Origin of the sequence: Rhizobium sp. NZLR10, assembly GCF_019685125.1 — a bacterium.
In the GTDB taxonomy this organism is placed as follows: Bacteria; Pseudomonadota; Alphaproteobacteria; order Rhizobiales; family Rhizobiaceae; genus Rhizobium.
Genome location: NZ_JABDWE010000013.1, coordinates 125,181 through 139,020, shown reverse-complemented (window position 1 = coordinate 139,020; position 13,840 = coordinate 125,181). Strand labels below are relative to the sequence as shown.

The window sequence follows — 13,840 nt, the reverse complement described above, 5'->3', positions numbered from 1 at the left end:
CAAGCGCGTAAGATTTCGATCGACATCTATCTACACTTTAGATGTCAATCGAAATATAAAATCAAGCACTTTTTGCTTTACGGAGATTTTTTTCGGTGATCACGCCTCCGGACGCGCCGGGGCATAACGCCGAGCCCGTGCGGCCCGCCGAGGTGACCAAGCAGCACGAGCCTCACGAACTCAGGATTTCGGAGCGGCAGTCCCGGCTCGGTTTCGAGCGACCATTTCGTCGTGGGTCAGGCTCGTGCCTGCCGCGAAGAATTCCTTGATCAGGGCGTCGCGATGATCGGCTGCGCGGGATCGATCCGCCGATCGCAGCGCCTCTTCCAGCTCACTTGCTGCAAGCTCGGTGCAATAGGCTGGGTTGCCGGGCTGCTGACGCCAGGACTCCGCCAGCCCTCCTGCATCCAGCGCATTAAAGCCGGTGGCCTCAACCAGCTCCATGGCAGTCGCCTTGGCTTCCGGAGCATCGCCTGCAACCGGAATGGCGATGCGTCCATCCGTGCCGTCAGGCCGCCCCTTCTCCGAGAGCGTTGCCGCCAGTACGGCATTCCACGCCTTGACGACGGGTCGGCCGATTTGCCCGCTCACCCAAACGCTTTCGGGCATCCCGCCATCGACGTCCGCGATCGCACCGTCGCGAAACGGATAATAGTTTGACGTATCGATCACCACGACCTCTTTGGGCACGTCATTGAAGAGCCCACCGAGATCGCGACAGCTTGCGAATGGGATCGAAAGAACCACCACCTCGACGCCCCGGACGGCTTCTTCCTTCGAAACGGCGGCCGCTCCGATATCGCCGGCAAGATCGCGGATGGTGTCCGGCCCCTTCGAATTGGCGAGCTTGACCTCATGGCCGCCGGCGGCGAATTTTCTCGCCAGCGTCGCGCCGATATTTCCAGCGCCGATGATCCCGATCTTCATGGGATGTCCTTTCTCTGATGTGGAGGAACGCCCGGCTCAATCGCGGGCGGGGCGAGCGAATGCGTGCAGCGTGTCGCGCAGATCGGCCAGCCCCTCGTCCGCGAGCTGGCAGGCGGTTTTGATCTTGTCGGTGACGGCCCAAAGTTCCTCGCGCAGGGATTCACCGGCTTTGGTCAGATGGATGAGCACCCGCCGCTCGTCATGGTGATCGCGCGTCCGGGTCACCGTGCCGGCCGATTCCAGACGCTTCAGCAGCGGCGTGATCGTTCCGGTGTCCATATCGAGCTTTAAACCCAACTCTCCAACGGCGCGGGGCGTACCGCTATAAAGTTCAAGCATCACCAGGTATTGCGGGAATGTCAGGCCGAGCGGCTGCAAAAATGGCTTGTGAAGGCGCGCCATCCGATTGGCGGCGCCATAAAGCGCAAACGAAAGTTGGGTGCCGACCGCGCGGCGGGATGCGATCTCGTTGTTCGACATGGCTTCATCTAGTGTGCATTTATCTAGTGTGCTAGATAATGGCTTTATCGGAAAGAACAAGGCCGGCAGCGCTAAATTACGCGCTGATCCCTTTCGGTGACGTCGCGCGGTCTGACGTGCCGAGCGCTGTCAGGATGAAGCGGATTTGGGCATGGACGCTGACTGCGGTCGCCTCACCCTCCTGAACGCGCTGCTCGACCAGAACCGGATGGAAGAACGGCAGGAAGGCGGTGATGATGCCGCGCGCGGCTTCGTCGGCGTCTTCAACCTTGAACTCGCCTGTCTGCACACCCTCGCGGACAAGCGCTTTGAGGATTGCCAGGATCTGCTCATTATGGGCGTTGATGGTTGCCCAACTTCCATCCGCGGCGGCGACGAGCAACTGGTGCATGGGTCTATCCTCCACCAGCCTTCTCGCGCTGTGCCCATGAATGGCGGTCAAGAGATCCGCCAGCTTTTTGCTCGCCGGCGCATCGGTTTGTGCGATTGCCAGAGCGATTTCAGCAACCTCTTTGACCACCAGCCCGCAGACGGAACTGTTGATTGCCGTCCTCGAGGGAAAGAAGCGATAGATATTGGCGCGGCTCATGCCGAGTTCGGCGGCGATGTCGGCGACCGACGTCTTATGATAGCCGATCCGCCGAAAATACCTTTCCGCCACTTCGAGTATCCGCGTCCGCGACTGCTCGAGGTCAGTTGCTGTCGGATCCGCAAAAGTCATGACCGCCTCCGGAGATATCACTCGGCAGCCATTGCCGTCGGTGACTCCACCGCCTTCGGTGAATTTTCATGGCTCTCGTTTTTTGTCGGCTTGATGCGGAACCAGATGGCGTAGAGAGCGGGAAGGAAGAGCAGGATCATCACCGTGCCGACCGCCGTTCCGCCGATCAGCGTGTAGGCCATCGACCCCCAGAACACCGAGTGCGTGAGAGGAATGAAGGCAAGCACGGCGGCAAGGGCGGTCAGGATCACCGGTCGCGTCCGCTGCACCGTCGCTTCGATGACGGCGTGATAATCGTCGAGACCGGCTGCCTTATTGTCCTTGATCTGTTCGGTCAGGATCAAGGTGTTGCGCATCAGGATGCCGGCCAGCCCGATCAATCCGAGAATGGCATTGAAGCCGAAGGGCTTGTCGAAGAGCAGCAGAACCGGAACCGCTCCGGCAAGACCGAGAGGCCCCGTCAGCATGACCATGGTCATCGTCGCCAGGCTACGGACCTGCAGCACGATAACGATCAGCATGGCGGCAATCATCATCGGGAAGATTTTCACCAGGGCGTCGTTGGCCTTGGTTGATTCCTCGATGTTGCCGCCCATCTCGATCCGATATCCGACAGGAAGCGAGGCAATCAGCGGCTGAAGCGCCTTCATGACCTGCTCCGAGACTTCAGGCGGCTGCGACGCCTCGCTGATATCGGAACGGATGGTGATGACAGGCGTACGATCGCGGCGTTTCAGGATCGGTTCTTCAAACCGGATTTCCGAGTGGCCGATCTGATCGAGCGGAACCTGTCGCCCATCCCGGCTCATCAGCGAGAAGTCTGCCAATCTGGACGGATCGAGCCGGTTGCCGCCGGCACTGCGGGCAACGACAGGCACGTTGCGGATATTCTCGCGAACCTCGGTGATCGGAACTCCGCTCAGCAGCAATTGCAGCTGTTGGGCCGCCTCGGCCGGCGACAGGCCGATCAGGTTCAGCCGATCCTGATCGGGAACGAAGCGCAACACCGGCGTGCGGTTGCCCCAATCGCGGTTTGCCTGGCGCACATCCGGCACGCTCTTCATGATATCGAGGGCTTTGTCGGAGATCTGGTACAGTTGCTGCGGATCCGGGCCGGTGATCCGGAATTCGACCGGAAACGGCGTGTAAGGACCGAAGACCAGCTGCGTGACGCGGACATAGGCTTCAGGGGCGAGCCCGTCCGAAACGGCGGCGCGCAGGCGAAGCTTCAAGTCCTCGCGTGTGTGAGCGTCAGGGGTCAGCACGACGATCTTGGCGAAGGACGGGTCCGGCAATTCCGGCGCCATGGCAAAGAAGAAGCGGGGAGCGCCCTGACCGACATAGCTGGTGACGGTCTTTGCCTCCGGCTGCTTCTGCAGCCAGTCTTCAAGCTTCTCAACCGTTGAAGTCGTCGTCTCGATGCTGGTGCCTTCGGGCATGCGGACTTCGACGAGGACTTCGGGACGGTCCGAGGTCGGGAAGAACTGCTTTTTCACCGATCCCATTCCAACGACGGAGGCCCCCATGGCGATGGCGACCACCACACAGGTGACGAACTTGTGGCGCACGGTGAACTCGATAACCCGCCGCAGGCGCCGGTAGTTCGGGGTGTTGTAGATGGCGTGATGGCCACCTTCGACCGGCTTGATCGCCGGCAGCATCTTGACGCCGAGATAGGGCGTGAAGGTTACCGCGACAATCCAGGAGACGATCAGGGCAAAGCCGACGACCCAGAAGATGTTGCCGGCATATTCGCCGGCGGTCGACCGGGCAAAGCCGACCGGCATCAACCCTATGATCGTCACCAGCGTGCCCGACAGCATCGGGGCCGCGGTATGGCTCCAGGCATAGGCTGCCGCCTTGATGCGATCCATCCCCTCCTCCATCTTCACCACCATCACCTCGATGGCGATGATGGCGTCGTCGACCAGGAGGCCAAGCGCCAGGATGAGCGCACCAAGGGTGATGCGATCGAAGAACCGGCCGGTTTCCAGCATGATGAGGAAGACGACGGCAAGGGTGAGCGGAACGGCCAGGGCGACGACGATGCCGACACGCCAGCCGAGCGCAATCAGGCTGACGAACAACACGACGCCGAGCGCCATGGCGAATTTCAGCATGAACTCGCCGACGGCTTCGTCGATGTTGACGGCCTGGTCGCTGACCTTGGCGAGCGTCATGCCGAGCGGCAAGGTCTTTGCGATGGCGACGGATCTTTCTTCCAGCGCCTTGCCGAGGTCCAGACCGTTCCAGCCCTGTTGCATCACCGCGGCGAGCATGATGGCGGGTTCGCCGTCATGGCGAATGAGATAGGTGGCCGGATCTTGATAACCGCGCCGCACTTCGGCAAAATCCGAGAGCTTCAAGGTGCGTCCGGCCGCAGCGATCGGCGTGTCTGATATCGCCTGGATGCTGTCATAGGCGCCGTCGAAGCGAATGAACACCTGGGGCCCACGCGTATCGATCGATCCGGCCGGCGTCAGGGTGTTTTGCCGCTGCAAGGCGGCCGCGATGTCCTGTGCCGAAATGCCGAGGGTGGCGAGCTTGGCATAGGAGAACTCGACGAAGATCTGTTCGGGCCGCTCTCCGAGGATGTTGATCTTCTTGACGCCAGGCACATGCAGGAGATCCTGGCGGATCACCTCGGCCTGGCGCACAAGCTCGCGCATCGGCATGCCCTTGGCCTTCAGCGCATAAAGCCCGAAGCTGACATCGGAATACTCGTCGTTGACAAAGGGACCGAGCACGCCCCTGGGCAGGTTGCGGGCCTCGTCTCCAAGCTTCTTTCGAGCCTGATAGAATTCCTCCTCGACGGCCGTGGCCGGCGTACTGTCCTTCAAGGTGACGGTCAAAAAGGCGTAGCCGGGCCGCGTTGTCGTCTCGACACGATCGTACCAGGTGAGTTCCTGGAGACGTTTTTCGAGCGGCTCGGCGACCAGATCCTGCATTTCGCGCGCTGTCGCGCCCGGCCACACCGTTGCCACGGTCAGGGTCTTGATGGTGAAGGACGGGTCCTCGGCGCGCCCAAGCTTGACGAAGGCATAGGCCCCGGCGGCGGCGAGCAGTACGATGAAGAACAGGGTGACGGCCCGCTCGCGAACGGCGAGCGCGGAAAGATTGAAGTTCATCAGTTTGCCGCCTCTGCCTGTTCCACCTTGGCGCGCACGCTGGCGCCGTCCTGCAGCAGATGGGCGCCGAGAGCGACGACCGGCTCGCCTGATTTGACGCTGGAAACCACCGCCACCTCCTCACCCATCTGTTCGATTTTCACCTGCCGGAAGTGGACGGTCGACGATGTCTGATCGAAGACCCAGACGCCGGTGCGGCTGCCATCGTCCAACACGGCGCCGACCGGCACCGCGGCATGCGATTGGCCGCTGCTGTTGGCGATCCTGATCGTCACCGTCGCGCCCAGCGGCGCTGACGCTGCAGCGCCATCCAGAACCCAGCGTGCCTCATAGGTGCGGGTTTGCGGATCGGCAGCGTCGGAGATCTGGCGCAGCCGCGCCTTGCCCTGTCGGCTTTCGTTTCCGTAGAGACTGGCATCGGCTATCTCGCCGAGCTGCGGCCTGAGGAATTCCGGAAGCCAGACCAGCGCTTCACGCGGGCCGGCCTGTGCGAGCCGGGCCACGGTTTGGCCCGCGGTCACGACCTGCCCCGGCTCGCCCAGCGTTTCGACAACCGTTCCATCGGTATCGGCAACCAGGACGGAATAGGCAGTCTCGTTTTCCGCCACCTTGGCGTCCGCCTCCGCCGCGGCAAGCTGCGCGGTGGCGGTGTCAAGCGCTGCCTTTGCCTGCTCGTAGCGCTGCGGCGTCGCGGCCAATCCGTTTTTCACCAAAGCGGCGTAGCGTCTCTCGTCTGCCTGCGCTTGGGTCAGCACGGCCTCAGCGGCAGCGACCGCGTTTCGTCTCGCCGTCAGGGCGAGCCGCAGATCGGTTTCGTCGATGCGCATCAGCGGCTGACCGGCCTTGACCTGCACGCCGACGTCCACATAACGCTGGACGATCTTGCCGGGCACCCGAAATCCAAGATTGCTCTGCACCCGCGCGGCGATGGTGCCGGTGAAGCTGCGCTCGGCTGTCTCCGGCGTCGTTGCTTCAACCAGCTTGACGAAAGGCGGTGCGGTGCGGGGATCGGCAGCTTGTGCGCTTCCTTGCGAGGACGCCCCGACAAAGAAGTATGCCATGGCGCCGGCAGCTGCCAGCAGGCCGAACGAGGCGAGGAGAATTTTGCGGTTCATGTCGGTAAGCCTTCTTGACCTGCGCAGTGATTAATTTAGATTGCGATCTAACTCTAATTCTGGTATAGATGTCAAATGAAATCTAATTGGAGATCGATATGAGAGTCAGTCGCGCTCAGGCCGAGGCCAATCGTGAGACGGTGATCGATGTCGCAAGCCGGCTCTTCCGCGAGCATGGCTTCGACGGCATCGGCCTGAAGGACCTGATGAAAGGAGCCGGCCTCACCCAAGGCGGGTTCTACAAGCAGTTCGAATCGAAGGATGATCTTGTGGCGCTGGCATCCGGGCGAGCGATGGAGAGCGCGGTGCGCAGATGGTCGAGGGTTGCCGCCGGAAGTCCCAATCCGCTTGAAGCGGTTGTCGATCTCTATCTCTCGCCCGGCCACCGGGAGGAGAAAGGCGATGGTTGTCCCTTGGCGGCGCTCGGCGCCGATGCGGCCCGCCAGAGCGAAGAGGTCCGCGCTCCATTCCAGAACGGCATCGAAGCTCATCTTCAGATTCTCGACGAGTTGATCCCCGCGTCGGACGGCGCAAAACCCTATGACAAAGCCATGGTCATCCTGTCGCTGATGGTGGGCGCCGTCACCATCTCGCGCGTCATGACCGATCAAGGCATGTCGGAGCGTGTGCTCGAAACCGCGACCGATGCGGTCAAACGGATCGCCGGCGAGACAGCGGCGGAATGACATCCCGGTTCTTCGGCTCAGACGTTATTCCAAGCCTTGCAGAGCGCCAGGGTCGCGAACCACTCGCCGATGCGGGGGCGGGCAGCCAATGACGGCGCTCGGTCGTATGGGGAACGTAAAAAGCCCCGCCAACATGGCGAGGCTCTCCGACTGCTGATCTGGCCGACAGTTCATAGAACTTTGCGCCGATACCGAACTTGAGCTCGTGCTGGTCGAGGTCGACATCAACACCCAGAATATCTTTTTGCCGAAGTCGTTGAAGCGATATTCGCCACAGACGAAGATATTGTCGGTGAAGGCAAAGTCGACGCCAGCGCCGACGGTGTAGCCGTTGAACGTTTCCGTTTCCTTGTCGAGGCCCGGCAGGTCGACGTAACCGCGTGGCAGTCCAGCGAGCTGCGCCGAAGACGAGTGCCTTGTCGAAAGCGCAAGCAACACGACAACCAACAGCGCCGGCCCAATCGGTTTAACAACTATCGTTTTCCGCTTGACTGCCTACCTACTGGAAGGTAGAAGCAACCCATGATCAATCTTCTCACGACATCCGATGAGATCCTTGCCTCGGCGCGGGCGCTGATTACCACCGGCGGATATAACGGCTTCAGCTATGCCGATATTGCCGAGGTCGTCGGCATCCGCAAGGCCAGCATCCATCATCATTTTCCCAGCAAGACCGATCTGGTGCGCACACTTATCCAGCGATATCGGGACGATGCCGAGATGGGGGTGGCGGCTCTGGAGCGGAACGTGCAGGACCCGCTCGCGCTCCTCAAAACCTATGCGGGCCATTGGGCCAAGTGCATCGACGATGCCAGCCGGCCGTTTTGCGTCTGCGCGCTGCTGGCGAGCGAACTGCCGGCGTTGCCGCCCGAGGTCGCCGAGGAGGTCAAGGGGTTTTTCCGCTTTCTCTCGGCCTGGCTGACTTCGGTCATGGAACGCGGCGCCAAGACCGGGGCTTTGAGCCTGTCCAGCGAACCCCGCGTCGAGGCCGAAGTGTTCATGGCATCCGTCCATGGCGCCATGCTTTCCGCACGGGCTTACGGGACGCCGGAGGTGTTTCCCACCATTCTGGCCCCGACCCTGCAGCGGCTGTCTCCGACCGTCGCTCGATAAGGTTCCGGGCGGAATGGCCGCCCGGAGTGACAATTCCGGCCTACAAAACTACCAACTAGTAGGAAGAACAAGATGAAAACGAACTTTCTCCCCGCCCTTATGCTCAGCCTCTCGGCGATCTCGTCGGTGGCTCTATCGGCCATGCCTGTCTTCGCTGAGGACCAGAAGGCCGAGCAGATTCACGTCAGAGGCAGCATCGTCAATTACAGCGGCTCGACCCTCACGGTGAAGACGCGCGAAGGGGCGAGCGTCGATGTCACCCTCGCCGACGGCTGGAAACTTGCGGGCGTCGCCAAGGCTGAGGTCACCGACATCAAGCCGGGTGATTTCGTCGGCATCGCCTCGCTGCCGAAAGAGGGCGGCGGTGACGGCGCGCTTGAGGTGCTGATCTTCCCGCCGGCCATGAAAGGCGCCGGTGAAGGCAGCTACGGCTGGGATCTCAAGCCGGACAGCAGCATGACCAATGCCACCGTCGCCGACGCCGTCAAGGGCGTCGACGGCCGGACGGTCACCGTCTCTTATCACGGCAAGGAAAAGAAGATTTCCATTCCGGACGGCACGCCGGTCGTCACCATCGCTCCGGCAACCAAGGATGATCTTGTTGCCGGCGCCGTCGTCTTCGTGCCCGCCGAGAAGGCCGCCGCCGGCACCATCGCCCATCAGGTGCTTGTCGGCAGGAATGGCGTGGTTCCGCCGATGTGAGCCACGCCGTCGCCGGTCGGCCCGGCCGCCCCGGGTCGATCGGCGACCAACAATCCCAAACTCAGGAAAGAACTCATGATGACCTACGATCAAACCACCGTCGCCGCTGGCGACAGGGAACAATGGCTGACGCGGTATTATTTCACCCGCGCAGCGTTTTCTCTCCTCTGGGTCGCAGCCGCCCTGACTGCCGGCCGCCAGTCCTTCTCGGTGGCGGCAGCGCTGCTGATCCTCTACCCGGCCTGGGATGCCGCCGCCAATTTCGTCGATGCTGCTCGACATGGCGGCCTGGCAAATAACCGCAGCCAGGCGATCAACGTCGCCGTCAGCGCAGTGACAACGGCCGCCGTGATCGCCGCGCTGACCATGAGCATGAACTCAGTCCTCGCCGTCTTCGGCCTGTGGGCGATCTTTTCCGGTCTGCTGCAGCTCGGAACGGCCGTTCGCCGCTGGAAGACCAACGGCGGCCAATGGTCGATGATCCTCAGCGGCGGCCAGTCGGCCGTCGCCGGCGCCTTCTTCATCGCCCAGGCGCAAATGCCGGAACCACCATCCATCGCCAACATCGCCGGCTACGCCGGCCTCGGCGCCTTCTATTTCCTGGTCTCGGCGGTATGGCTGGCTGTGACGCAGATGCGGCGGAGATAGCAGGACGCCTCGGCTGTCCGGTTCGCGCCGGCGGTTAAAACAAAGACCAGGCGCGGAGCCACGGCGTCAACAGGACGTGGACCCAAAGCCATCAATCGCCTCCGCCGCCACAACAATCGCTGCGGCAGAATTCAGCGCAGTTGTTCGGCCAGATCGGCAACGCGTTTGTCGAAAGCAGGCCCTCAACCTCCGTCATCCCAGGCCTTGAGCCTGGGATCCATGCCGCAGCTCGTGGAGGCCAGCGTGGATCCTCGGGTCAAGCCCGAGGAGGACGGAGGGTGGGGTAAGCTCTCCGGTAAACACAGGATGGCGGACAGAGGAAGCGGCGGATTTTGCTTGGGTCATGCAAAGGCGTCCGCGCTTACGCCGCCAGTCCGTAATCATAAGCCTTGCCCCTCTCCGTTCCCCGCCCGCTCTACCATGCACGTCCCCTCTCCCCATTTTTCGGGAGTTCGAAGGACGGGTCGAGCCACGCCGCGCCAACCGGACCGCCTTGGGCCGGCAGCAGCCACAATTGCCAGTTGCCTTGCCAAGCTCGCGGTCAGCGACAGGCTTTCGCGTCTTATGCTATCTGGTTGTTCCAGAGCGATCAGCGGAAAAGTTCGATTCGAAAGTGGAACGGAATGGGCAAACCGGCGACAGAAGCGTCAAAACGCAGCGAGATCCCGCAGCCCTCACGCGACCTCACGCACCCGAGCATCCCCTCTCAGTTGTCTGCAAAACGCGGGAGCAGCGCCGATGCTCGACTTTGATCCGCTGTATTCGACCCCGCGGATTGAGGCTGTCAAACAGTTCATCGATCAGCACTATTCGCTTGCCGGGCCGGTCTCTTGCCGAATGCTGCAACGCGGCCTGAACGATGTTTATCTTGTCGTTGGGAGCAACGGCGAGCGTTATGTCTTCCGACTTTCCCATCAGCGGGCGCGGGGTCCGGCCGACGTCAGAACCGAAACGGCTTTCCTCACACATCTCACGCAATCGGCCGTTCCGGTCGCAGCACCGATCCCGACACGCGATGGCGCCCTGTCCCTGCAGGGATATGCGCCGGAGGGTGCGCGCGAGGGGGTGCTCTTCCGGGAGATCGAGGGCCGCAAGCCGCAGGCGGCGGATGCCGGCGATGCCGCCGCCAACGGCAAAACCCTTGCTCTGATGCACAATGCAGCCGAGACATTTTCTCCGGACGGAGCACTCTATCGGCTTGACCTCGAACACCTGCTGTTTCGGCCGCTCGCGCGAATACGCGACAGCGGCATTGTCGAAGACGCCGACGTCCGTAGCGATCTCGAACAGATCGCGGCGCGGACCGCAAAGGCGATCGAAGCCTTCGGAGATCTGACCTGGACCTATTGTCATGGCGATTGTCACGGCTTCAACTCGCGGATCAACGACGCTGGCGAAGCGGTATTTTTCGACTTCGACGACGGCGGCCCGGGGTACCTCGCCTACGACCTCTCAGTCTTTTTGTGGGCGCAAGTCTCCTTCGGCCGGAGCTCGACCGCCATGTGGAACGCCTTCATCGACGGCTATCGCGCCGTCCGGCCGATCACGCCGGACGATTTTGAGGCAGCCCTTCGCTTCGTGATCGTCCGCCACTTCTGGCTGATGGGCGAATATGCCAGCCGGGCACAGGAATGGGGAAGCGAGACCGTCGGCTGGATCGCGCGGGAAGCGGATTTTCTGAAGACCTGGGAGACAGAGCAATTTGTCGATCGTCTGTTCTGAAAGAGGTTCTCGGCCTGGTCAGCAACGATATTGCCAAGTTCCTCGGCTTCAACTAAATTAAGAGCGCACACATCAGGGTTGAGGGTATAACTCAGTCCGTTGCACGCTATCAGCGGCCGAGTGCGGGTGGGCTCTTCGAGCTAAGCAACTTCTGGATCAACGAAAAGATCTCAGGAGTTTACGTGTCAAAACAGTTACAGAAATTGAGAAACGAAGCGTCCGTCCGTCAGGCCGGTTGCTGCTGGTATTGTGATTGCAAGATGATCAATAGCACTGCAGCTTCAATCCGCCGGTGCACAGCTGAGCACTTGGTGCCGCAATCATGCGGCGGCAAAGATAACGTTGGGAACGTGGTGGCTGCCTGCTGGTTTTGCAACCAAATCCGCCACAGGCAGAGGCAGGTGCTAGCACCCGAGAAATACCGCAAGTTCGTCCAGAGGAGGCGCGCTATAGGCAAATGGCACGGGTTCTCATAGCAAGCGTCGCCCGCTCGCAAATGTTGCGCTCGATCGGCGAGGCGTTTGTCGAAAACGCGCCCCCAACCTCCGTCATCCCAGGCCTTGAGCCTGGGATCCATGCCCCAGCTGATGGAGGCCGGCGTGGATCCTCGGGTCAAGCCCGAGGAGGACGGAGGTGGGGTAAACTCTCTGGCAAACTCAGCGACGGCGGACGGAGGAAGGGGCCAATTTTGCTTCGGTCCGCAATCATCGTCATGCCGCCAATCCGACGCTCAACCACAAGCCTCACCCCCTCCATCACCCACCCCTCGCCCCGCGCAACGCGATCAACCCCCGCCGCAGCCACAGCAATTGCTGCGGCGGCATCTGGCGCAGGTGTTCGTAGTCCATCACCGTGACGTTATAGACCGTGCTCCTGACCTGCGGGCCGTCCTGGCAGCGCAGCAGGATGCCCTGCAGGGCCATCATGCGGTTACTGGCTTTGCGGGCGCGGTCGGCGAGGCTTTCGGTCACTTCGCCTTCGTGGCCTTTGACAGTGAAGAGCGATTGGGCGCGCGGGCTCGGGGCCGGGATGCCGGTGGTCTTGTGGTAGCGGGCCATGGCCTCGGCATAGTCGTCGCCGGCCTGGCGCTGCTCGGCGCTGATCAAGCCGTCGAGGAACATGCGGCCGAGGGTATAACCGGCAAACGGGCTCTTGACCGTCTCGTCATCGACCGTCCGGCCGAAGCCGTGGATGCGGCGGCGGGCTGATATGGCGACGCTGATATTGTCCTTCTCGGTCTCGAAAGGCTTGATCTTGCCGCAGGGAAAACGCTCGACATTCTCCTTGCGCGGCCGGCCGGCGCCCTTGTTTGCCCGTTGTGTCCTAGCCTTGGCTGCTTTGCCACCCATGCTGATTGTCCTTCCTATCGAATGATGCCGTTGCGCAGTGCGGCGGCGACCAGGGCGGTATCCTTGAAGATGCCGAGTCTCGCCTTGGCGTTGGCGATGTGGGTATTCACCGTGATGTGGGAGATGCCGAGAATGGTGCCGATCTCGGCGGCGGTCTTTCCGGCCGCCATCCAGCCGATGATTTCGGTCTCGCGTGGGGTGATCTTGCTCATGGCGCCGGCCCATCGATGAACGGCACGCGCGGCATCGTCACTTCGGCGCCGGAAAACGTCACCCGCCGGACGCGGTCGGGATGGCGGATCGGCGCGGCCGGCGCGGCATCGGCCTCCGGCGGCTTCTGCCTTGTGTCCTGCCTGGCGTCCTGCCTGGCGGGGAACCTGTCGCGGTTGCGGTGCGCCATGTTGATGACGGTGTTCTTCTTCGAGCCGAACAGCTCGGCGATCGCCCTTGCCGAGCGCCCTTCGTTCCAAAGCTGCGCCGCCTTGGCGATCCGGTCTTCCGTCCAGAATAATTCTCTCACCCTGCTGCCTCCTGCGCGTCGTGTGCCGCCCTTGCGATGATCGGGTTGTCGGGAAACATTTTCGCCAGCTCGCGCTTGGCGCTGCGGCTGCCATTGGCGGCAGCGCTCAGCAGTTGCATCTTGTAGGCGGCGACTTTCGGCTTCGGCGTCTCGGGCGCCCGTTCGATGCGCGGGCGGCTTTGCGCTTCCATCGCCGCCTGCTGATGACGGCATTCCTCGGCAAAACTGGCGCTGCTCGGGGCAAAGGCGCGGTTGTGATCCCTCACCTTTCCCGAGATGAAGCCTCTGGCGGCCCGCCAGACCGCCTCATCTGCAATGCCGTCGATGGCGACGAGATAGGCGCGGATCTGCATGTCGGGATCAGTGCCGGCGGATGCCGGGAAACCCGAAAGCATCCCCGCTATGATCTTCACCGGAGAGGAAATCTCTTGCGGCATCGACTGTCGTCCTTCTCGTGCTGCTGTTGATCGACCCGGCTTCCCTCGCCTTCTCCTTGAGGTACCAGTCGCATTTGATCGCCTGCCAGCCGCGGAAGATCTGCATCTCGGCGGCGCCGGCCGGATCGCCGGTCAGCAGATATTCCCTGGCCTGCATCCGGGCGGCATAGGCCGTCAGCGGCTTCCTCAGCGTGCGCTTGCGATGCTCGATGACGGCTGCCGCCAGCTCCTCCCCCAGCACCGGGCTGAGAATGTCCATGATGTCCTTGCCCATTGTTTCCTTCGCCATCCC

General features: G+C 62.1%; 17 protein-coding genes. 6 read left to right on the top strand and 11 right to left on the bottom strand.

Features of this window, described 5'->3' with window-relative positions; genetic code table 11:
• Positions 1 to 180: 180 nt before the first annotated feature.
• The 5 genes from HJB82_RS20055 to HJB82_RS20035 form a co-directional block, all read right to left on the bottom strand.
• Positions 181 to 927 carry an NADPH-dependent F420 reductase gene (locus HJB82_RS20055; RefSeq protein WP_207583305.1) on the bottom strand — a complete coding sequence of 249 codons (747 nt, stop codon included), beginning with the start codon at positions 925 to 927 and terminating at the stop codon, positions 181 to 183.
• A 36-nt stretch (positions 928 to 963) separates the two neighbouring features.
• The gene (locus tag HJB82_RS20050; protein ID WP_207583304.1) at positions 964 to 1,407 is read right to left on the bottom strand and encodes a MarR family winged helix-turn-helix transcriptional regulator; all 444 of its coding nucleotides are present in this window, start codon (positions 1,405 to 1,407) and stop codon (positions 964 to 966) included.
• A 76-nt stretch (positions 1,408 to 1,483) separates the two neighbouring features.
• Complete coding sequence (locus tag HJB82_RS20045) at positions 1,484 to 2,128, bottom strand: TetR/AcrR family transcriptional regulator (RefSeq protein WP_207583303.1); 645 nt, start codon at positions 2,126 to 2,128, stop codon at positions 1,484 to 1,486.
• 17 nt (positions 2,129 to 2,145) lie between these two features.
• The gene (locus HJB82_RS20040; protein ID WP_221141148.1) at positions 2,146 to 5,256 is read right to left on the bottom strand and encodes an efflux RND transporter permease subunit; all 3,111 of its coding nucleotides are present in this window, start codon (positions 5,254 to 5,256) and stop codon (positions 2,146 to 2,148) included.
• The gene (locus tag HJB82_RS20035; RefSeq protein WP_221141146.1) at positions 5,256 to 6,371 is read right to left on the bottom strand and encodes an efflux RND transporter periplasmic adaptor subunit; all 1,116 of its coding nucleotides are present in this window, start codon (positions 6,369 to 6,371) and stop codon (positions 5,256 to 5,258) included. The genes HJB82_RS20040 and HJB82_RS20035 overlap by 1 nt, the downstream gene beginning before the upstream one ends.
• A 98-nt stretch (positions 6,372 to 6,469) precedes the next feature.
• Here HJB82_RS20035 and HJB82_RS20030 point away from each other — a divergent pair, with 98 nt between their 5' ends.
• Positions 6,470 to 7,057 (top strand): TetR/AcrR family transcriptional regulator, encoded by a 588-nt coding sequence (locus HJB82_RS20030; RefSeq protein ID WP_207583300.1) that lies wholly within the window; start codon positions 6,470 to 6,472, stop codon positions 7,055 to 7,057.
• Positions 7,058 to 7,081: 24 nt separating this feature from the next.
• Here HJB82_RS20030 and HJB82_RS31670 read toward each other — a convergent pair whose 3' ends face one another.
• Entirely contained in the window at positions 7,082 to 7,495 is a 414-nt protein-coding gene (locus HJB82_RS31670) for an outer membrane protein (protein WP_405049231.1), read from the bottom strand.
• A gap of 84 nt (positions 7,496 to 7,579) precedes the next feature.
• On the opposite strand from HJB82_RS31670, the gene HJB82_RS20020 reads away from it, so the two are divergent.
• The 5 genes from HJB82_RS20020 to HJB82_RS32025 all read left to right on the top strand — a co-directional run bounded on the left by HJB82_RS20020 (position 7,580) and on the right by HJB82_RS32025 (position 11,718).
• The gene (locus tag HJB82_RS20020; RefSeq protein WP_221141144.1) at positions 7,580 to 8,170 is read left to right on the top strand and encodes a TetR/AcrR family transcriptional regulator; all 591 of its coding nucleotides are present in this window, start codon (positions 7,580 to 7,582) and stop codon (positions 8,168 to 8,170) included.
• A gap of 72 nt (positions 8,171 to 8,242) precedes the next feature.
• Positions 8,243 to 8,872, top strand: a complete 630-nt coding sequence (locus tag HJB82_RS20015; RefSeq protein WP_207583298.1) for a hypothetical protein — start codon at positions 8,243 to 8,245, stop codon at positions 8,870 to 8,872.
• 75 nt (positions 8,873 to 8,947) lie between these two features.
• Positions 8,948 to 9,520, top strand: coding sequence for a DUF308 domain-containing protein (locus HJB82_RS20010; RefSeq protein ID WP_207583297.1), 573 nt, complete (start codon positions 8,948 to 8,950; stop codon positions 9,518 to 9,520).
• Positions 9,521 to 10,258: 738 nt separating this feature from the next.
• Positions 10,259 to 11,242, top strand: coding sequence for a phosphotransferase enzyme family protein (locus HJB82_RS20005; RefSeq protein ID WP_221141142.1), 984 nt, complete (start codon positions 10,259 to 10,261; stop codon positions 11,240 to 11,242).
• A 182-nt stretch (positions 11,243 to 11,424) separates the two neighbouring features.
• A complete protein-coding gene (locus HJB82_RS32025) occupies positions 11,425 to 11,718 on the top strand; it encodes an HNH endonuclease signature motif containing protein (RefSeq protein ID WP_221116956.1) in 294 nt (97 codons plus the stop codon).
• 279 nt (positions 11,719 to 11,997) lie between these two features.
• On the opposite strand, the gene HJB82_RS19995 is transcribed toward HJB82_RS32025, so the two are convergent.
• From HJB82_RS19995 to HJB82_RS19975, 5 genes are read right to left on the bottom strand one after another with little or no spacing between them, the layout of a single operon-like run.
• A complete protein-coding gene (locus HJB82_RS19995; RefSeq protein WP_207583294.1) occupies positions 11,998 to 12,591 on the bottom strand; it encodes a hypothetical protein in 594 nt (197 codons plus the stop codon).
• 14 nt (positions 12,592 to 12,605) lie between these two features.
• Positions 12,606 to 12,803, bottom strand: coding sequence for a response regulator transcription factor (locus HJB82_RS19990; protein WP_207583293.1), 198 nt, complete (start codon positions 12,801 to 12,803; stop codon positions 12,606 to 12,608).
• Positions 12,800 to 13,111, bottom strand: coding sequence for a GcrA family cell cycle regulator (locus tag HJB82_RS19985; protein WP_221141140.1), 312 nt, complete (start codon positions 13,109 to 13,111; stop codon positions 12,800 to 12,802). The genes HJB82_RS19990 and HJB82_RS19985 overlap by 4 nt, the downstream gene beginning before the upstream one ends.
• Entirely contained in the window at positions 13,108 to 13,506 is a 399-nt protein-coding gene (locus tag HJB82_RS19980; protein ID WP_221141227.1) for a hypothetical protein, read from the bottom strand. Before HJB82_RS19980 ends, HJB82_RS19985 begins: the two co-directional genes overlap by 4 nt.
• A complete protein-coding gene (locus tag HJB82_RS19975; RefSeq protein WP_221141137.1) occupies positions 13,472 to 13,837 on the bottom strand; it encodes a hypothetical protein in 366 nt (121 codons plus the stop codon). The genes HJB82_RS19980 and HJB82_RS19975 overlap by 35 nt, the downstream gene beginning before the upstream one ends.
• Between the last annotated feature and the right edge of the window lie 3 nt (positions 13,838 to 13,840).

Bases quoted from the DNA above. Each gene is read 5' to 3' on its own strand.
- HJB82_RS20055 (WP_207583305.1), bottom strand. From the start codon at position 927: ATGAAGATCGGGATCATCGGCGCTGGAAATATCGGCGCGACGCTGGCG.
- HJB82_RS20050 (WP_207583304.1), bottom strand. From the start codon at position 1,407: ATGTCGAACAACGAGATCGCATCCCGCCGCGCGGTCGGCACCCAACTT.
- HJB82_RS20045 (WP_207583303.1), bottom strand. From the start codon at position 2,128: ATGACTTTTGCGGATCCGACAGCAACTGACCTCGAGCAGTCGCGGACG.
- HJB82_RS20040 (WP_221141148.1), bottom strand. From the start codon at position 5,256: ATGAACTTCAATCTTTCCGCGCTCGCCGTTCGCGAGCGGGCCGTCACC.
- HJB82_RS20035 (WP_221141146.1), bottom strand. From the start codon at position 6,371: ATGAACCGCAAAATTCTCCTCGCCTCGTTCGGCCTGCTGGCAGCTGCC.
- HJB82_RS20030 (WP_207583300.1), top strand. From the start codon at position 6,470: ATGAGAGTCAGTCGCGCTCAGGCCGAGGCCAATCGTGAGACGGTGATC.
- HJB82_RS20020 (WP_221141144.1), top strand. From the start codon at position 7,580: ATGATCAATCTTCTCACGACATCCGATGAGATCCTTGCCTCGGCGCGG.
- HJB82_RS20015 (WP_207583298.1), top strand. From the start codon at position 8,243: ATGAAAACGAACTTTCTCCCCGCCCTTATGCTCAGCCTCTCGGCGATC.
- HJB82_RS20010 (WP_207583297.1), top strand. From the start codon at position 8,948: ATGATGACCTACGATCAAACCACCGTCGCCGCTGGCGACAGGGAACAA.
- HJB82_RS20005 (WP_221141142.1), top strand. From the start codon at position 10,259: ATGCTCGACTTTGATCCGCTGTATTCGACCCCGCGGATTGAGGCTGTC.
- HJB82_RS19995 (WP_207583294.1), bottom strand. From the start codon at position 12,591: ATGGGTGGCAAAGCAGCCAAGGCTAGGACACAACGGGCAAACAAGGGC.
- HJB82_RS19990 (WP_207583293.1), bottom strand. From the start codon at position 12,803: ATGAGCAAGATCACCCCACGCGAGACCGAAATCATCGGCTGGATGGCG.
- HJB82_RS19980 (WP_221141227.1), bottom strand. From the start codon at position 13,506: ATGCTTTCGGGTTTCCCGGCATCCGCCGGCACTGATCCCGACATGCAG.
- HJB82_RS19975 (WP_221141137.1), bottom strand. From the start codon at position 13,837: ATGGCGAAGGAAACAATGGGCAAGGACATCATGGACATTCTCAGCCCG.